Annotated in this window: 16 protein-coding genes; 5 read left to right on the top strand and 11 right to left on the bottom strand. The window is 65.1% G+C overall.

Annotated features, from left to right (window positions below):
* Window positions 1-109: 109 nt before the first annotated feature.
* On the bottom strand, window positions 110-2,455 hold the full coding sequence (locus XI02_RS37600) for a TonB-dependent hemoglobin/transferrin/lactoferrin family receptor (RefSeq protein WP_172646864.1): 2,346 nt from the start codon (window positions 2,453-2,455) through the stop codon (window positions 110-112).
* Window positions 2,456-2,707: 252 nt separating this feature from the next.
* Here XI02_RS37600 and hemP point away from each other — a divergent pair, with 252 nt between their 5' ends.
* The 5 genes from hemP to XI02_RS37625 all read left to right on the top strand — a co-directional run bounded on the left by hemP (window position 2,708) and on the right by XI02_RS37625 (window position 7,349).
* Window positions 2,708-2,914, top strand: coding sequence for a hemin uptake protein HemP (gene hemP / locus XI02_RS45665; RefSeq protein WP_016840569.1), 207 nt, complete (start codon window positions 2,708-2,710; stop codon window positions 2,912-2,914).
* An 8-nt stretch (window positions 2,915-2,922) separates the two neighbouring features.
* A complete protein-coding gene (locus XI02_RS37610) occupies window positions 2,923-3,873 on the top strand; it encodes a hemin ABC transporter substrate-binding protein (protein ID WP_172646863.1) in 951 nt (316 codons plus the stop codon).
* The gene (locus XI02_RS37615) at window positions 3,870-4,970 is read left to right on the top strand and encodes an iron ABC transporter permease (protein ID WP_172646862.1); all 1,101 of its coding nucleotides are present in this window, start codon (window positions 3,870-3,872) and stop codon (window positions 4,968-4,970) included. The genes XI02_RS37610 and XI02_RS37615 overlap by 4 nt, the downstream gene beginning before the upstream one ends.
* On the top strand, window positions 4,967-5,758 hold the full coding sequence (locus tag XI02_RS37620; protein ID WP_194483270.1) for a heme ABC transporter ATP-binding protein: 792 nt from the start codon (window positions 4,967-4,969) through the stop codon (window positions 5,756-5,758). Before XI02_RS37615 ends, XI02_RS37620 begins: the two co-directional genes overlap by 4 nt.
* Window positions 5,759-5,996: 238 nt before the next feature.
* The gene (locus tag XI02_RS37625; protein WP_172646861.1) at window positions 5,997-7,349 is read left to right on the top strand and encodes an esterase-like activity of phytase family protein; all 1,353 of its coding nucleotides are present in this window, start codon (window positions 5,997-5,999) and stop codon (window positions 7,347-7,349) included.
* Window positions 7,350-7,626: 277 nt separating this feature from the next.
* Here XI02_RS37625 and XI02_RS37630 read toward each other — a convergent pair whose 3' ends face one another.
* The 10 genes from XI02_RS37630 to XI02_RS37670 form a co-directional block, all read right to left on the bottom strand.
* On the bottom strand, window positions 7,627-8,463 hold the full coding sequence (locus XI02_RS37630; protein ID WP_016846665.1) for an enoyl-CoA hydratase-related protein: 837 nt from the start codon (window positions 8,461-8,463) through the stop codon (window positions 7,627-7,629).
* 169 nt (window positions 8,464-8,632) lie between these two features.
* Window positions 8,633-10,306, bottom strand: a complete 1,674-nt coding sequence (locus tag XI02_RS37635; RefSeq protein WP_172646860.1) for a mucoidy inhibitor MuiA family protein — start codon at window positions 10,304-10,306, stop codon at window positions 8,633-8,635.
* Window positions 10,307-10,656: 350 nt separating this feature from the next.
* Window positions 10,657-11,829 (bottom strand): acetyl-CoA C-acyltransferase, encoded by a 1,173-nt coding sequence (locus XI02_RS37640; protein WP_016846668.1) that lies wholly within the window; start codon window positions 11,827-11,829, stop codon window positions 10,657-10,659.
* A gap of 261 nt (window positions 11,830-12,090) precedes the next feature.
* The gene (gene serA, locus XI02_RS37645) at window positions 12,091-13,680 is read right to left on the bottom strand and encodes a phosphoglycerate dehydrogenase (protein WP_028340546.1); all 1,590 of its coding nucleotides are present in this window, start codon (window positions 13,678-13,680) and stop codon (window positions 12,091-12,093) included.
* A gap of 208 nt (window positions 13,681-13,888) precedes the next feature.
* A complete protein-coding gene (locus XI02_RS37650) occupies window positions 13,889-15,061 on the bottom strand; it encodes a phosphoserine transaminase (protein WP_172646859.1) in 1,173 nt (390 codons plus the stop codon).
* Window positions 15,062-15,139: 78 nt separating this feature from the next.
* On the bottom strand, window positions 15,140-15,352 hold the full coding sequence (locus XI02_RS37655; protein WP_016846671.1) for a hypothetical protein: 213 nt from the start codon (window positions 15,350-15,352) through the stop codon (window positions 15,140-15,142).
* A 170-nt stretch (window positions 15,353-15,522) separates the two neighbouring features.
* A complete protein-coding gene (locus XI02_RS45670) occupies window positions 15,523-15,993 on the bottom strand; it encodes a GNAT family N-acetyltransferase (protein WP_172646858.1) in 471 nt (156 codons plus the stop codon).
* A gap of 18 nt (window positions 15,994-16,011) precedes the next feature.
* A complete protein-coding gene (locus tag XI02_RS45675) occupies window positions 16,012-16,602 on the bottom strand; it encodes a glutathione S-transferase family protein (RefSeq protein WP_172646857.1) in 591 nt (196 codons plus the stop codon).
* Window positions 16,603-16,674: 72 nt separating this feature from the next.
* Entirely contained in the window at window positions 16,675-17,496 is an 822-nt protein-coding gene (locus XI02_RS37665; protein ID WP_172646856.1) for an outer membrane protein, read from the bottom strand.
* Between the two features lie 200 nt (window positions 17,497-17,696).
* The gene (locus XI02_RS37670) at window positions 17,697-18,545 is read right to left on the bottom strand and encodes an outer membrane protein (protein ID WP_172646855.1); all 849 of its coding nucleotides are present in this window, start codon (window positions 18,543-18,545) and stop codon (window positions 17,697-17,699) included.
* Between the last annotated feature and the right edge of the window lie 180 nt (window positions 18,546-18,725).

The following is an 18,725-nucleotide window of genomic DNA, read 5'->3' on the forward strand; positions in this document are numbered from 1 at the left end:
ATGCCTGGATCCTGCCGGCTGATCTCGTTAATAGCATGAACGCGCCAAAGCCGCGCTGGGGGCACCAGCGCGGCCGGAGCAACCTGGATGGAATGATCGGCGTCTCGCGTTACGCTCCACCTAGGTGAATCCTGAGCCCGGCCTTGTAGACGGTGCCCGGACCTGGGCTCGAGAACAGCACGTCGTTCTGCGTCGTGCCGTCGGTCGAGGAGCCCGGGATCGCATAAGGCCGGTAGTACTGGTTCAAGAGGTTGTCGACCGACGCCGTGAAGGTGATGTCCTTGGTGGCGTTCCAGGTCAGATAGAGATTGACAAGCTCGTAGCCGGTCGAGGGCAGATAGCCCGCCGGCAGGTCGTTGTTCGCGCCGAACGAGGACCATTGCGCGGCCATGATCAGCGACCGGTCGAGCAGGCGGACGCCGCCCGTCGTCGTCACCTTGCGCGGCGTGATGGTGGCGAGCCCGACATTGGTCTGGGTGTTCCGGCCGCGCATCAAATGGCCGGCGACGCCGACGAACCAGTCGCCCGCATCATACATCGTCTCGAGCTCGAAACCCTCGATGCGGGCGTGGGCGATGTTCTGGTACTGATAGAACTGGCTGAACCGCCCGAACGGCGTCAGGGTCGGCGCCGACGCGACGAGATCGATATAGCCGTCAACGTCGTTGCGGAACACGTTGATCTTGCCGCGGAACGAGTCGCTCGCCGTCAAGATGCCGTCATATTTCAGATTGATGCCGCCTTCCTTGTTCTTGCCGACCTCCGGCCGCAGCGCCGCATTGGGGAGGAAGCAGAACAGGCCGCTGGTGCCGTCGGGGCAATTGAACAGCGCCGGCCCGCCGCCGGTGGCGTGGCCGCCCGCGATCAGGGTCTCGGTGATCGAAGGCGCGCGATAGCCTTCGGCATAGCTGACATAGGGCGTGAAGCCGGCAACCGGCGTGACGCCGAGCGTGATCTTCGGCGACAGCCGGTCGCCGCTGGTCGTGGTGTTGATCGAATTGAGCTCGTAATGGTCGTAGCGGACAGCGCTGATCAGCTCGAGCCAGGTCGAATAGTTCTGCTTCAGCTGCACGAAGCCGCCGGACACGGTGCGCTGGCCGCCCGGCGTCGTGATGTTGGAATTGCCGCGCGAATCGAAGGTCTCGACATCGTCGCGGAAGGCGTCGAAGCCGTACGTCACGGCGTTGCGCCAGTCGCCGAAATTGAATCGCGAGGTGTTGTTGACGTCGACGCCGACGGTGTCGAGCAAATAGCCGCGCTTGTCGCCGACGCAGCCGGAAATGTTGTTGCCGGGATTGGCGAGCGTGCAGACCCCGCCGCCGGTGGTGATGCGGTTGTTATAGGTCTTGACCTGGTCGTTGTCGGTGCGGTTTCCGTAGACCGAGATGTTCCAGTCGAACAGCATGTCGTCGGGCTTGGAATATCGCCAGCTCAAGGTGCCCGTGTAGTTCTTTGCGTCGGAGGCGTAGACCGAGGAGCCCGCGATGGCCGCCAGCGGCGCTGTCGTCGTGGTCGGGCCGCGGTTCGGTTGACCGATATCGTACTGGTAGTCCTGGAAGATGCCGCCGATCTTGAACTCGTGGCCTTCTGCGGGGCGCAACGTCACCTTCATCAGGCCGGCCGCGATATCGTTGCCGGTGTTGCCGATCTCGGTGCCCGCGCCGTCCTTGTAATTGCCCTGGGTGCGATAGACGGCGCCGCCGAACACATCGACATTCGGATCGACGCGTACGCCGCCGAACACCGAGCCCAGGCCGCGGTCCTTGTTGGTGCCGTAGGAGCCCGACATGTCGACACCCCAGCGCTCGCCGGGACGCACCACGTCGTCGATGTCCTTGGTGCGGAACGAAACCACACCGCCGATCGCGCCGGAGCCGTAGATGTTCGCGGTCGGGCCGCGCACCACGTCGACGCCGCCGATCAATTCGGGATCGAGGAAGAACGAGCCGTTGGCGTTGTGGCCGGTGCGCTGATAGTTCTGCCGCGCGCCGTCGACGACAACAGCGACACGGCCGAAATCCTGCAAGCCGCGGATGTTGATGACGGTCGCCGGATCGTCGCCGCGCTCCTGGACCGAGACGCCGGGCACGGCGTAGAAAATATCGGAGAGCCGGTTCGGCTGCAGGCCCTGGATCTTCTCCAGGGTGACGGAGCTGACCGGCGCCAACGCATCGATCGCGCGCTCCTCGGTCTTGGACGCCACCGCCGTGATGGTGTCGAGCGATTGCACCGGCACCGCGCCGATCTGCGCCTGCGCATTCATCGCCGCCGGCGCCGCCTGAGCTTCGGCCGCCGGCTTCGGCTTCCGCTTGGCCTGCTTCGGCCGCTCGGTCGAAGGACGCGCAGCCGACGGATCGGCGGCCTGTGCGAACCCGCGCTCCGGCAGTGCCGCCGTAAATGAAAACACCGACGCGCCCAAAATCAGGGCGCGCGAAACCCTAGCCCCGTCAGCCATTCTAGCCCCAGCCTGATCATCGCTTGTCTGGTTTGGCTGGCGTGCGCTCTCTGACGAGCGGCTTGCTGGCTACATCGCGATCAAGCCACCGGCCTGCATCGCGTGAGGATTGGTTACGAGCCGGCAACAAAACGGTCAAGAATGCGGCGGCGCTGTTTATATCGATTGTAAAGTGCAGCCGTTGGAATGCGCCTTCGCCCGCTTATACAAGCAAACACCGTTTGAAAATTTTCGCAGGCGCAGCACCACAATATGTCCGCAGCTTCCGGAGACAATATCGGCGCAGCCGGAAAGCAGACCGAGCCTGCATCCGGCGCAGCCAAAACGCTGATCATGCGCGGAAATCGTCTCGACAGTCGCGACCTGTTCGCGGCGGAGCGCGAGATCATCATCATGCATGGCGAAGAACATTACCGGTTGCGGCTGACCTCGCAGAACAAGCTGATCCTCACGAAGTGACGGCCCCGATGACAATTTGTCGCACGCTCGCTCTGCTCGCCTTCTCCTGCTTGCTGCCGATCGAAGCCGTGACGGCCGAGGGCATCACCGTGCATGACGCACGCGACCGCGACGTCGTGATCGACAATCCGTCGCGGATCGTCTCGATCGGCGGCGCGATCACCGAGATCCTCTATGCGCTCGGCTTCGAGGACCGCATCGCCGGCGTCGATGCGACCAGCCTCTACCCGCCGGCCGCGCTGCGCGAGAAGCCCGACGTCGGCTACATGCGCCAGCTGTCGCCGGAGGGGGTGCTCGGCCTGCACCCGTCGCTGGTGCTCGCAGTGCAGGGCTCCGGGCCGAAGGAGACCATGGACGTGCTCGAGGCGGCGAAGGTGCCGCTGGTGCTGGTGCCGGAGACGTTCTCGGAGGCCGGGCTGGTCGAGAAGATCAGGCTGGTGGGCCACGCCATGGGTGCCGATCCGCGCGCTGCCTGCCTGACCACGGCGGTGGGGAGCGATCTCGCGCAACTGCGCGCGCTGCGCGCCAGGGTGACGAAGCCGGTGCGCGTGATGTTCGTGATGTCGCTGTTGAATGGCCGGGCGATGGCCGCGGGCCACAAGACCGCCGCGGACGAGATCATCCGGCTTGCCGGCGGCGTCAACGCCATCGACGGTTACGACGGCTACAAGCCGGTCAATGACGAGGCCATCGTGGCGGCGAAACCGGATGTCGTGCTGTCGATCGATCGCGGCAAGGACTCGCTGACGTCGGATGCCGTGTTCGCGCATCCGGCCTTCGCGCTGACGCCGGTCGCGGCCAACAAGGCCTTCATCTCGATGGAAGGCCTTTATCTGCTCGGCTTCGGACCGCGCACTGCGGCCGCGGCACGCGACCTCTCGGTCAAGCTCTATCCGGCGCTGGCGCCGGAGGCCGACAGCTTCAAGCCGGCAGCGCTGACCGCGAATTGCCGGCAATGAGCGGGCTCGCCGATCGCCGCGGACGAGCGAAACAACGGCGCGCCGGCATGTCGCTGCGGCCGGCGGCGACACTCACCCTGCTCTGCCTGCTTGCGGCGCTCGCAGCGACCGCGCTGGTCGCCCTGACGGTCGGGGCCGCCGGCATTCCCATGGCGCGGCTTCCGGCAGCGCTTGGGCTATGGGCTGATAGTGTCGCCAACCCGCAGCTCGCACGCGACCAGCTCGTGGTGTGGTCGATCCGCATCCCGCGGATCGCAGCGGCGGCGATGGTCGGCGGACTGCTTGCCGTATCAGGCGCGATCATGCAGGGCCTGTTCCGCAATCCCCTCGCCGACCCCGCACTGGTCGGCGTCTCCTCCGGCGGCGCGTTCGCCGCGGCAGCTGCGATCGTGTTCACCGACAGCCATCTCGGCGAAAGCCTGCGCTTCCTGCAGCACCAGCTGCTGCCGATCGCGGCCTTTGCCGGCTCGCTGATCACGACCATCGTGCTTTACGGCATCGCCAGCCGCGGCGGCCGGACATCGATTGCGATCTTCCTGCTGGCCGGGCTTGCGATCGCCGCGATCGCCAATGCCGGCATCGGCCTTCTGGTGTTCGTCGCCGACGACCGCCAGCTGCGCGACATCACCTTCTGGCTGCTCGGCTCGCTCAGCGGCGCGACCTGGAGCAAGCTCACGGCGCTGGCGCCGGTGCTGGCGGTGGCGCTGGTCGCCTGCCTCTCGATCGCGCGCAGGCTCGACGTGCTGGTGCTCGGCGAGGCCGAGGCGTTTCACAGCGGCGTCGACGTCGAACGGCTGAAGCGGATCTCGATCGTGCTGGTGTCGGCGATGACCGGCGTCGCGGTCTCGGTCTGCGGCGTGGTCGGTTTCGTCGGCATCGTGGTGCCGCATCTGTTGCGGCTGGTGATCGGGCCCGCGCATCGGCTGCTGCTGCCGGCGTCCGCACTGCTCGGTGCCATCCTCCTGGTCGGCGCCGACACCGTGGCGCGCACCATCGTGGCGCCCGCGGAAATGCCGATCGGCATCCTGACCGCGGCGATCGGCGCGCCGTTCTTCCTCGCCATGCCGCTGCGGCAGCGCGGACTGGTGTCGCTATGACGGCCCTGCTCGAAGCGCAGTCGGTGTCGATGACGGTCGGCGGCACGACGCTGGTCGATGCGGTGTCGCTGCAGATCGGTGCCGGCGAGATGCTCGCGATCGTCGGTCCCAACGGCGCCGGCAAATCGACCCTGCTGCGGATGCTGTCGGGCGACCTGCGTCCGTCGCGCGGGACGATCAGGCTGAGGCAGCGCGACCTGCAAACTTACGGACCACGCGCGCTGGCGCAGCACCGCGCGATGCTGTCGCAACACGTCAACGTCACCTTCCCGTTCACCGTCGAGGAAATCGTCGGCATGGGCGCCGGCGAAAGCCCGCGCGCCGTGGCGCGGGCGCTGGTCGAGGCGGCGCTCGACGAGGTCGGGCTCGCGCGTTTCCGTTTCAGGCAATTGCCGACGCTGTCGGGCGGCGAGCAGCAGCGGGCGCATTTCGCCCGCGTGCTGGTGCAGCTCGCCTGCGGCGAAGCGCTGCATGGACCCGGACTGTTGCTGCTGGACGAGCCGACCTCGAGCCTCGATCTGCGGCACCAGATCGACCTGGTCGAAACGGCGCGACGGCGCGCCGCGCGCGGCACCGCGGTGATCGCGATCCTGCACGACCTCAACCTCGCGATGCGGTTCGCCGACCGGGTCCTGCTGCTGCACCGCGGCCGGCTGGCCGTCGACGGCGACCGCGCGGCGGCGATGAAAGCCGAGACGCTGCGCGAGATCTTCGAGATCGACGCCGCGATCGCCTACACCGGAGACGGCGTGCCGTTCCTGCTGCCGCAAACGACGCGGCCGATCTAACCGCCTCACGATGGTCCCGTTATTCGTCATGGCCGGGCTCGTCCCGGCCATCCACGTCTTACCTCTCTAACTGCAACAAAGACGTGGATGCCCGGCACAAGGCCGGGCATGACGGAGAGAGGCGACGTAACGCCGCAAGCCTTATCCCGCCGCAACATCCGCGGTTCACAAAACTGTCAGCCGGTTGTAACAGGCGGCTCGGAGAACACCGCATCGTTTATCCTTTGGGAGATCAACCATGCGCCTGTCCCTGCTCTGCTCCGTCGCCTCGATCCTGCTCGCCACATCGGCGTTCGCGCAGAGCGAGGGCGAATTCCCGGCGACACTGGCAGGACATGCCGTGATGCCGGCGGAGAGCTTCATCGACGCCCCCGCCGACGCCCCGAACGATCTGAAGACTTCGGGAAAATACACCACCGGCAAGCGCGTCGACGCCATCGGCACCGTAATGGGCAAGTCCTATGAGCGGCCGACCGGCGTGTCGCTACCGTTCAAGGGCCAGCCGCTGCAGGGCCATTCCGGCATCAAGGTGATGCCCGACGGCTCGTTCTGGGTGATCACCGACAACGGCATGGGCTCGCGCTACAACTCGGCCGACTCGATGCTGTACCTGAACCGGCACAAGATCGACTGGGCGAACGGCAAGATCGAGCGTCAGGAGACCGTGTTCCTGCACGATCCCGACAGGAAGGTGCCGTTCCGCATCGTGCACGAGGACACCGCCAAGCGCTATTTGACCGGTGCCGATTTCGACACCGAGGGCTTCCAGATCATCAACGACATTTTCTGGATCGGCGACGAGTTCGGGCCCTACATCCTCAAGGCCGACAAGACCGGCAAGATCCTCGCCGTGTTCGAGACCGTCGCCGACGGCAAGCCGGTGCGTTCGCCGGATCATTGGGCGGTGCAGTCACCCGGCGCGCCCGGCGCCTCCTATACCAACGTCAACCTGCGCCGCTCCAAGGGCTATGAAGGCTTTGCTTCCTCCAAGGACGGCAAGTTCCTCTACGGCCTGCTCGAAGGCCCGCTGTGGGATGCCGACAAGAAGGATTGGGAGAAGGTCGACGGCAAGGAAGCCTCGCGCATCCTGGAATTCGACGTCGCGGCGGAGAAGTTCACCGGACGCTACTGGCAGTACGTGTTCGAGCAGAACGGCAATGCGATCGGCGACTTCAACATGATCGATCCGGCTCAGGGCCTCGTCATCGAACGCGACAATGGCGAAGGCACCGCCGACAAGGCCTGCCCGCAAGGCCAGCGCGGCGAGAACTGCTTTCCCGACCTCGCCAAGTTCAAGCGCGTCTACAAGATCGAGCTGTCCGACGCCAACGTCGGCAAGCCGGTGCGCAAGATCGCCCATATCGACCTGATGAAGATCCGTGATCCCAACAAGAAGGCCCGCAAGCCGCTCAACGACGGCGTCTACACCTTCCCGTTCTTCACCATCGAGAATGTCGACCGGGTCGACGAGACCCACATCATCGTCGGCAACGACAACAACCTGCCATTCTCGTCGAGCCGCGACCCGAACAAGGCCGATGACGACGAGTTCATGCTGCTCGAGGTCGGCGACTTCCTGAAGGCGAAGTGAAGGGGCGCTCGCCACCCACAACAGTGTCGTCGCCCGGCTCGACCGGGCGACCCAGTATTCCAGAGGCGCCCGAGCTCAAGGGACAAGCAAAGGCTTCGCCTTTGTCGCTGTAGGTGCGAGCCTTGCGGCGCAATTGCGCCGCTGGGCGAGCCTCGAAGGATGCACGGGCCACGATGCAGCCGCACGGAGACAGCCGGGCCGCCGCCCTTCGAGACGGCCGCTTTGCGGCCGCCTCAGGGTGACGGTGATACAGCTCAGCACGCGGCTTACGTGATCCTCACTCCTTCTTCGTCCGGTAATCCCCGAACGTCGTGTCGCGCTGGTCGAGCTGGGCCTTCACACTGCCGCCATCGCGGCGGAAGCCCGCCATGTAGGCCTTGCTGGCCTCGGTCGTGAAGGCCAGCGCCTGGATCTCGGTGCCGGCGCGGATCGCGGCGCGGGCGCCCATGATTTCCATCGCGCGGTGGACGCTGCGCTTGTTGAGCTGTTGCAGCTCGATCGGCACCTTGGCCGCGCGCTCGGCGAAATCCAGCGTCTTCGCCTCCAGTTCGGCGAGCGGAAACGACCGGGTCGCATAGCCCCAATCGGCGGCCTCGCGGCCGGACATCGCGTCGCCCGTCAGCATCAATTCCATGGCGCGCCGCATGCCGACCAGCCAAGGGTGATACTGCATGTCGGGCGGGCTCATCAGCCGCACCGGCGGATAGCCGATCTGGGCGTCGTCGGCGACGTAGACCACGTCGCAGGCGGTCGCGAGCTCGGTGCCGCCGGCGAGGCAGTAGCCGTGCACCTGCGCGATCACGGGCTTTGCGAGATCCCAGATCGAGAACCAGCCCTCGACGACATGGCGCGACCACTGGCCGGGGCCGGATGCCGAATGATAGGGCTGGTCGACGCGGTTGTCGGCGGAGAGATCGTAACCCGCCGAGAAGCAGGGTCCGGCGCCGCGCAGGATCGAGATCGAAATCCCGGGATCGCGGTCGGCCTGCTCCAGCACCTCGAAGATCTCGCCGCGCAGGCGGTTGTTCAGCGCGTTGCGCTTCTCGGGGCGGTTCAGCGTGATGCGGCGGACGCGCGGACGCGGATCATCGACGATGATGTGCTGGTAGCTCATGGATCCTCCCGATCTCAGGCTTTGTTGCCTTTGGCAAAGTGATGCCCGAGATCGGGAGGGTTGTCATCGGCAGATGACGCAGGTCCCTCATAGCGTTTTCACGCGAGGTGGGTTCCGGTTCGCGTGAAGAAAACGCGTCAAGCAACAACGCAAGAGCCCGGCACGGGCTCTAGCCCGCCGGCACCATCACGACGCCCTTGTCCTTCGGCCAACGCATCCGCCAGGCGAAATTGACGTCACGGACTTCGCCGGCCTTGGCCTCGAACGCCCATTCCAGCACGCCGCGCTTGTCGCGCAGATTGGTCGTCGTCGCCGGCGTCGACGGCGGCAGCATCTCGACCACGATATCGTCGCTCTCGCTGACCGGGAGCTGATCCTGGATCGCGACCTTGATCGGGAAGTCGTGGCCGTTGCGCACCGTGGTCTTGAACGCGCGCTCGTCGGTCTTCGACGTGGTCACGATCAGGCCGGCGGAGCCCTCGTTGCGCTTCACCACCGTGCGCTCGATCTTGACCTTGTCGTCGGCGCCGAAACCGAGCCGCACGGTCTCGTCCTTGGCGGCGGTGGCCATCCGGCTGCGGCCGACAAAGATGCCGTCGCGGTAGATCGAGATTTGCCCCTGCAGCAGCGGCGCATCGTCGGCCTGCACGAAGCTCGCTTCCAGGAACGCGGTCGGGTCGATCACCGGAACGGCGCGAACCGCGAGATCGGGCGTGATAGTCGCCGTCGAGATGCGCAGACTCTTGGCGCCCTCATTGGCGGCAACGCTGACGCGGCCGGGGATCCTGAAGGTGGCCTGGAAGGCGCCGACCTCGGCGGTGGCTTCCAGTTCGTCCATGCGTCCCCCACCAAAGCGGAACTGCTGAACCGCGTCGGCGGCCGGCGCGGGTGCCAGCGCCTCGCGCGACCGCATGCTGGCCTCTCCCGAAAGCTTCGCCAGCGGCCGCGGCGGCTGCGGATATTGCACGATCAGCGAGCGGAGGTCGGGCGCATTGCCGCCGCGCGCGACCCGCACGGTGGAGACGACGAGCGCCACGTTCGACCAGTCCTCGCCGGTCGACTGGGTGATCTCGGCGCGGCGCACTAATTCGATCGCGGGCTTGCGGTCTTTGGCGCCGGTGTCGAGCCGGGCGTCATAGAGCGGCGTCCAGCGCGCGTTGGGAACCGCATAGGTGACCCGCAAGGTCGCCTTGGTCGCCGCCTGCGAGGCGACGTCGATCCGCACCTCGACCCTGCTCGGCGGCTTGCTGGTGCGATCGGCTGCGAGCTGCGCAAGATCGCGATCGATCACGCGGATCTTGCGCTCGGCGTCTCGGATCGCGCTGTCGGCGGTTGCGACCTCGTCGGCCACCGCCGAGAACGCCGCGCGCCACTCGCTGAGCGGACGCGCCTCGCCCTTTTCGCCGAGGCCCGCGGGTGACGCCTCGGCAAACCGCTCGGCAAACTTGCGCCGCGCCTCGGCCGCGCTGATCAGTCCCTGCAAATCGGCGCGCTGATCGTTCAGCGCCTCGATGCGCTTGTCGATCTCGGAAAGGTTTGGCGGCAGCAAGGGCTGCGGCAGCTTTGTATCGATCGCGCCGATCGTGAGCTTCGCTCCGCCCTCGCCCTCGACCCGCAGCGAGGACGGATCGAGCCCCATCGGGAAATCCCTGGCGATGAGCGTGTTGTCGCCGGCAGGCAGATCCAGCGTGATGACGCGGGTGACGCTCGCGCCATCGGGATAGACGGTCACGGCATCGACCTGCGAGGCCGCATCGAGATTGGCCGCATGCAGCGGCCCGGCAACCAGCGTACCCGCCAGCACCAGGCTGGTGGTCACAAGATAATTCGCAATCCTACACATGACATCCCTCCGGAAAAACGCCGCATGGCGCGCGAGACGAACGGCGCGCCGGGCTCGACGGCGCGCCGTTTCTCGTGGTGAGACGCAGCGAGGAAGGGACTGGTTCGATTGAGGTTTCCCTGCGGCACGACGATGGCGCCGCGACGGCTGCCGCATGGCGCGGCGGTGTCGGAAGGTCTCCATTACCGTCATTGCGAGCAGCGAAGCGACGACGCAATCCATCCGTCCGCATGTGCGGTGACAATGGATTGCTTCGCTTCGCTCGCAATGACGGCGGGAGAGAGTACGCAAAAAGCACGGCGCCCTTGAGGCGCCGTGCTGCAAATCCTGAGCGGTCAGCCGAGTTGCGCTCAGCTGTAGATCTCGAACAGGCCGGCGCCGCCCTGGCCGCCGCCGATGCACATGGTCACGACGCCCCACTTGGCCTTGCGGCGACGGCCTTCCTGCAGCAGGTGGCCGGTGAGCCGGGCGCCGGTCATGCCGAAGGGATGGCCGATCGCGATCGAGCCGCCATTGACGTTATACTTCTCGGGATCGATGCCGAGCTGGTCGCGCGAATAGAGGCACTGGCTGGCGAACGCCTCGTTGAGCTCCCAGAGATCGATGTCGTCGATCTTCAGGCCATGGCGCTTGAGCAGCTTCGGCACGGCAAAGACCGGGCCGATGCCCATCTCGTCGGGCTCGCAGCCGGCCGAGGCCCAGGCCACGAAGCGGCCGAGCGGGTTGAGGCCGCGCTTCTCGGCGTCCTTGGCTTCCATCAGCACCACGGCGGCGGCGCCGTCGGAGAGCTGGCTGGCATTGCCGGCGGTGACGAACTTGCCCGGGCCCTTGACCGGCTCGAGCTTGGCGAGGCCCTCCAGCGTGGTCTCGGGGCGGTTGCACTCGTCGCGATCGACCACGTAGTCGACGATCGACTCGGCCTTGGTCGCCTTGTCGACCACCTTCATCTTGGTCTTCATCGGGACGATTTCGTCCTTGAACTTGTTGGCCTGCTGCGCGGCCGCCATGCGGCGCTGCGACTCCAGCGAATACTCGTCCTGGTATTCGCGGCTAAGCTTGTAGCGCTCGGCGACGATATCGGCGGTATCGATCATCGCCATGAAGATGTCGGGCGCGGTCTTGAGCAGCTCGGGATCGATCGATTCCTTCGGCGAGCCGCCGCCGGGAATCGAGATGCTCTCGACGCCGCCGGCGACGATGCAATCGGAACCGTCGGAACGGATCGAGTTGGCGGCCATCGCGATGGTCTGCAGGCCCGACGAGCAGAAGCGGTTCACGGAGACGCCGGCGGTCGACTTCGGCAGGCCCGCGAGCAGCGCCGCCTGGCGGCCGATGTTCGGCGCGCCATGCGCGCAATTGCCGAGATAGCAATCCTCGACATATTCCTTGTCGACACCGGCGCGGTCGACCGCGTGCTTGATGGCGTGCGCGGCGAGCGACATCGGCGGGGTGATGTTGAATCCGCCACGGCCGGACTTCGCCAGGCCTGTGCGCGCGTAGGAAACGATTACAGCTTCACGCATTGTTTTCTCCCTCTGAGATGACGGTCATTGTGGCGCGTCGTGGCCCGTTCGTACACATTTTTCGTCGGGCGCAACAGCAATACCGGACGTCCCGGAACGACAAACGCCGCCTCCGCGACCGGAGACGGCGTCATGTTCCGCAGATCGGAATATGGACTGCTTGAGCGGTATCTTCCCTCCGTCATGCCCGGGTGTTCCGGGCGATGACGAGGACCGCTCAAACAGCGTTTGAAACGCCAGCGCCTTTAAAACGTCAGCGGCTCAGAACGTCAGCGCCTTGGCCTGCTTCACCTGCGGCAGCGTCTGCACCTTGGCGAGCAGCTCCGGCGGCACCGCGCCGTCGACCTCGACCAGCGCAATGGCGTCGCCGCCTTGCTTGACGCGGCCGAGATGGAAGGTCGCGATATTGATTTTCGCATCACCCAAGAGGCTCGCGAATGCGCCGATGAAGCCCGGCTTGTCCTCGTTGGTCACATAGATCATCGACTTGCCGAACTCGGCGTCGACGCGGATGCCCTTGATGTCGACGAGACGCGGCTTGCCGTCGGCGTAGACGGTGCCGGACACCGAACGCTCCTGACGCTCGGTGGTGACGGTGACCGTGATCAGGCTTTCATAGTCGCTCTGCGCAGCGCGGACGACCTCGTCGACCACCATGCCGCGCTCCTTGGCGACGACCGGCGCCGAGACGACGTTGACCTCGCCCAGCATGGGCCGCAGCAGGCCCGATAGCACCGCCGAGGTAATCGCCTTGATCTTCATCTCGGCGACGTGGCCCTCGTAGGTGATCTCTGTCTTGAGGATGCCGCTCTCGGTGAGCTGGCCGGCGAACGAGCCGAGTTTTTCGGCGAGCTCGATGAACGGTTTCAGCTTCGGCGCCTCTTCCGCGGTGATCGAAGGGAAGTTGACCGCATTGGAAATCGCGCCCGACAGCAGATAGTCCGACATCTGCTCGGCGACCTGCAGCGCGACGTTTTCCTGCGCTTCGGTGGTGGAGGCGCCGAGATGCGGAGTGCAGATCACGTTGGGATGGCCGAACAGCACGTTCGAGGTCGCCGGCTCCTCGACGAACACGTCGAAGGCGGCGCCCGCGACGTGCTTGGAGTTCAGCGCGTCGACCAGCGCCTGCTCGTCGACCAGGCCGCCGCGCGCGCAGTTGATGATGCGCACGCCCTTCTTCATCTTGGCGATCGCGGCCGCATCGATCACGTTGCGGGTCTTCTCGGTCAGCGGCGTGTGCAGCGTGATGAAGTCGGCGCGCTTCAAGAGATCGTCGAGCTCGACCTTCTCGACGCCGATGTCCTTGGCACGCTCCGGCGACAGGAACGGATCGAACGCGATCACCTTCATGCGCAGGCCGAGCGCGCGGTCGGCGACGATCGTGCCGATATTGCCGCAGCCGATCACGCCGAGGGTCTTGGCGGTGATCTCGACGCCCATGAAGCGGTTCTTCTCCCACTTGCCGGCCTGGGTCGAGGCGTCGGCCTGCGGGATCTCGCGCGCCAGCGCCAGCATCAGGGTGATCGCGTGCTCGGCGGTCGTGATCGAATTGCCGAACGGCGTGTTCATCACGATGATGCCCTTGGCGGTCGCGGCCGGAATCTCGACATTGTCGACGCCGATGCCGGCGCGGCCGATCACCTTCAGCCTGGTCGCCTTCTCGATGAGCTTGGCGGTCGCCTTGGTGGCCGAGCGGATCGCGAGGCCGTCGTAATTGCCGATGATCTCGGCGAGCTTTTCCTTGTCCTTGCCGAGGTTGGGCTGGAAGTCGACCTCGACGCCGCGATCCTTGAAGATCTGCACGGCGGCGGGAGACAGCGCGTCGGAAATCAGAACTTTGGGTTTTGTCATCTCGATTGTTCCTTTGCCCTGCGGCGGGCGGGTCTCCTGGACCGATGTGGTGAAGTCTCTGATCACTTCTCCCTCTCCCCGCTCTTGCGGGCAGAGGGTTGGGGTGAGGGGCAGCCACGGGCGAGGAACAAGCCGAGAGGGCCCCTCACCCGGATCGCTGCGCGATCCGACCTCTCCCCGTAAGAACGGGGAGAGGTGACAAGAAAACTTAAGCCGCCTTGGGCAACGCTGCCTTGGTCTCGGCGAAGGCCCAGTCGATCCACTGCGTCAGCAGCTCGACATCCTTGGCTTCGACGGTGGCGCCGCACCAGATCCGCAAACCGGCCGGCGCGTCGCGGTAATACGCGAAGTCGAAGCCGGCGTTCTCCCTCTCCACCAGCGCGACCAGCTTCTTGCAGAAGTCGGCCTGTGCGTCGGATGGAAGCGAAGTGATCGCGGGGTCGGTGAACTTCAGGCACACCGAGGTGTTGGAGCGGATCGCGGGATCCTTGGCCAGGAAGTCGATCCACGGCGTCCGCGCCTTCCAGTCGGCGAGCGCCTTGGTGTTGGCATCGGCGCGGGCGATCAGCGCCTTCAGGCCGCCGATCGACTTCGCCCAGTTCAACGCATCGAGATAGTCCTCGACGCAGAGCATCGACGGCGTGTTGATGGTCTCGCCCTCGAAGATGCCCTGGTTGAGCTTGCCGCCCTTGGTGAGGCGGAAGATCTTCGGCAGCGGCCAGGCCGGCTTGTAGGTCTCGAGCCGTTCCACCGCACGCGGCGACAGGATCAGCATGCCGTGCGCGGCTTCACCGCCAAGCGCCTTCTGCCAGGAGAAGGTGACGACGTCGAGCTTGGCGAAATCGAGCGGCTGCGCGAAGGCGGCCGACGTCGCGTCGCAAATTGTCAGGCCTTCGCGATCCGCGCTGATCCAGTCGGCGTTCGGAACGCGCACACCTGAGGTGGTGCCGTTCCAGGTGAAGACGATATCCGACTTCGGATCGACCTTGGAGAGATCGGGGATTTCACCATAAGCCGCGTTGAGCTTGGTGACGTCCTTCAGCTTCAATTCCTTGACGATATCGCTGACCCAGCCCTCGCCGAAGGATTCCCAGGCGAGCGTGGTGACGGGCCGCTCGCCGAGCAGCGACCACAACGCCATCTCGACCGCGCCGGTATCCGACGCCGGCACGATGCCGATCTTGTAATCGGCAGGCACCTCAAGCACCTCGCGCGTCAGTTCGATCGCAAGCTTGAGCTTGGCCTTGCCGACTTTCGCGCGATGCGAGCGGCCGAGGGCGGCGTCCTTGAGATTGTTGGGGTTCCAGCCGGGGCGCTTGGCACAGGGGCCGGAGGAAAAATGCGGCACTTCAGGCCGCGAAGCGGGCTTCGCTGCAATCATAGTCTACCCTTCCAGATAGCTGCCTCTCGGTGGGGAGAGGTTTCCCGCGGTCGGGGATAGTGGAAAGGTACCCAAACGTCAAGAAAGTTCGGACTCGTCTGGAACGATCCGGGCATCACGGCTGATTGATGGGGCATCCTCGACCTGCTGGATCGTCTCCTGATCGAGCAAATCTGCCGCCAGAGTCATGATCTTAACCGCCCTGCGCCGGCTCGATACTTTCAAAATACTCTTCTCGCCGACCTGCACGATATACTCGTTGCCGACCCGCACGATCGAATAATCCGACATTCCAATCCCCAGTTGCCAGCGCCCCGTGGGAGACGTCCGACATAGCGGACTCGTTCCGACCCGTAAAATCACGGAGGCCAGCTTAGTTTATCGCCTGTTAACCGGATCGCAGAGCAACGGCTGCCGCAGGCATTGCCCCGGTAGATGGCACAACCTTCCCGCGCGCGTTTTCAAAATCGAATCGTCATCCCGACATGGCTGCGTGCGAACCCAAGCCGTTCATAGAACCGTTGCGCATCGACCCGCGTCTGATGCGTCAGCAATTCGACGAGCATGCAGCCTCGCGCGCGCGCCTCCGTGACCGCCCATTGCACGAGCTTCTCGCCGATGCCGCGGCTGCGGCAATGCTTTGCAACGCGAACGTCCTCGAGCAGGCCGCGCGAGCCGCCCTGCGAGCTGATGCCTGGCAGAACCGCGAGCTGCAGACAGCCGACGACGACGCCCTCCCCGTCGACGGCGACGACGAGTTGCAGGTTGGGATCGCGCTCGACCCGCGCGAAAGCCTCGTAATAGCGTTGCAGCAACGGGTCTTCGATCCGCTCGCGCGCACTGCCGAGCGGATCGTCCGCAAGCATGCCGACGATGGCGGCGATGTCTTCGCGGCGGGCGCGGCGGATCGTGATGGATGAGGCTTCAGTCATGGCGGCATTCGCTTGAGGTCAGCGGACCGGCGGCAGCGCGAGCACGCGCTCGGCATCGGCGATCCAGCGACGGATCGCGGGATAACGCGCGAGTGCGAGGCCGCCATCCTCCGCGACACGCGTATAGGCGAGCAGCGAGACGTCGGCGAGCGAGAACGCGTCTTCGACCAGGAATTGCGTGCCCGCCAGATGCCGCTCCAGATGATCGAGCGCGACATAGCCGCGCTTGACGAGGTTCGGATCGATCTCCGAGATGGCCTTGCCGAGATACACGGCCTGAAAGCGGCAGACGGCCACATAAGGCTCGTGGCTGTTCTGCTCCCAGAACATCCAGGCATCCATCTGCGCCGCGCGATAGGGATCGCTCGGGATCAGGTCGCTGCCGCGCGCGAGGTAGCGAATGATGGCGTTGGATTGCGCCAGCGTGCGGCCGTCATCCAGCTCCACCGTCGGCACCTGGCCCCAGCCGTTTCGCTTGAGGAATTCCGCGGTCCGGCTGCCGCCCTTCATGGTGTCGATCTCGACCCATGTGTACGGCAGCGCCAGCCTGTCGCACACCCACTTCACCTTCAGGCAGTTGCCTGAATTGGCGTCGCCGTAGATTTTCATGTGAGATTGCTCCGCTTGCGGAGCGATATCCGACCAGTCACGCCATGGGCTGTCAAGTTGGGCGGCTTTGCCTCAGAACTTGTAACCGAGACCGGCGCGCACGGTATTGATGCTGGTATCGACGGTGGACGTGAAGCGGACATATTCCCACTCGGCGCGCATGAACAGCCCGCCCGTGATATTGACGTCGAAACCGAGACCGCCGGTGTAGCCATACACCAGATGATTATGCTGAACATCCGATGCGGTCAGTGGTGCGAGCTGCGTGAATGGCCCCAGTTGGCTGGTGCTGACCGCGTCGTTGACGGTGACGGACCGCGAGATATCGGCATTGCCAAACGCGACGCCTCCGAAGATGTAGGGCAGGAAGCAGCCCCAGGCATAGGCGGCGCGGCCGCGGATCGTCGCCATGTCGTTGATCCGGATCGACGCCGACGAATCGACCCGCACGTCATGGAAATTGCCGTCGGTGAGCGCATTCCCGCTCACCAGTTCCTTGTTGGCGACGGAAGCGCCGCCGAACTTTCCGTGCATGTAGCTCGCGTCAATGCCGACAACGACGTCGTCGTATTGCCAGTTGTAACCGGCGAAGCCGCCCCACGCCGAGGAGCGCTGGGATGCCTTGCCGAGCCCGAGATTCCAGTTCGCGACGTCCATCTGCTGGATGACATTGTGATCCAGCAAGCCTGCGAGCAGGCTGGTATTCGTGCCGCGGAAATTCTCATCGGACGAGCCGTAGCCGCCCTGCCCGCCGATGTAGAAGCCGCGCCAGTTAACCGGTGTGCTGGGCGCGTCGCTGAAGCCGCCGCGCAGGATCGGAAAGTCCGGCAGGTCGGCAGCCTGCGCGCCGGTCACCGTTCCAATCATCATCGCCGCCAGCACCAACCTACGCATTGCAACGCTCCATCCACCGCACCGATTTCGCGTTGATCATCGCCTGTTAACCTTAACCAATCGTTGTCGCCGCCCGTTTTCGAGCACACAAGTTGCAGAAGTGCGCACATGGCGCGGCAAGTTCGCGACATGACGCGGCAAAGAAAAACGGCGCGGGATGGTCCCGCGCCGTTGCAATCGTTAACCGTGAACGCTGGAAATTAACCCTTGCGGATCAGCGGCGGCGGCGGCGGGGGCGGCACGTCGCAGCACGGCAAGGCCATGCGCACACCGAGCTTCACGTCCTGCGAGGTGATGTCGCGGAACTGGAAGCTCGAGGGACCGGCCGGCGTGCCGTCGAAGAAGTGACCTTGGCCGTGGCCGGCAGTGCCCATATCGAGGTAGCGATAGGCCAGCTCGACCGTGAAGTTGTTGGTGACCTTGTAGGCGACACCGGCATGCAGCGCCCAGGCGAAATTGGTCTTGGTGGCGCCATCCGCGATGAAGGAGCTGGTGAGGCCCGACCCGCTCGGGAACGTCGCGACGTCGGAGAAGGCCGAGGTCTTGAGCGTCGCGGCACCGACACCGGCACCGATGAACGGCGTCAAACAGCCCCAGGTGCCGAGATCGGCGTAGACGTTGACGAGGCCGACCCAGCTCTGGATGCCGCCATGATAGGCGTCGCTCAGCGGGCTGGGCCCGGGGAACGTGAAGAGATCGGTGCCGTTGAAGCTTACCTTCGAGCGATACTCACCGGTGATGTCGGCGCGGAACCAGCTGTTGAACTGATAGCCGACGCCGATGCCGTAGAGCACACCGCCGTCGAAGCCGTGGCCAAACTGGTTGAAGGCGGTGCCGGCCGGCAGTGTGTCGTAGGCGTTGACGTGCAGCTTGGCCTGGGTGTTGGTCATGCCGATGTCGCCGCGCAGATACCAGCCGCCGAAATCCTGGACCGGCGGAGGAGCATACGCCATCGGAGGTGGCGGCATGATGGGCATGTCGGCAGCGAACGCCGCCGAGGACAACAGAGATGCCGCACCGGCGGCAATCAGGGTCTTTACGCTACGCATTGGCTTCGTCCTTTTGGGCCAAGTGAGGCGACACGAAAGCCCCACGTCTGAAACTCACGGCCGGACGATGGCAGGAAATGTTTAAGCGGCACTTAACCCTAATTTTTAAGGTTGATTTTCTCTCACCTTTTTCTGCGGCTTTCGCTTATGGGTCCATAAAATGGCGCAGGAAGCGGCGAA

The sequence above is a fragment of the Bradyrhizobium sp. CCBAU 21365 genome (assembly GCF_015291305.1).
Taxonomy (GTDB): Bacteria; Pseudomonadota; Alphaproteobacteria; order Rhizobiales; family Xanthobacteraceae; genus Bradyrhizobium; species Bradyrhizobium elkanii.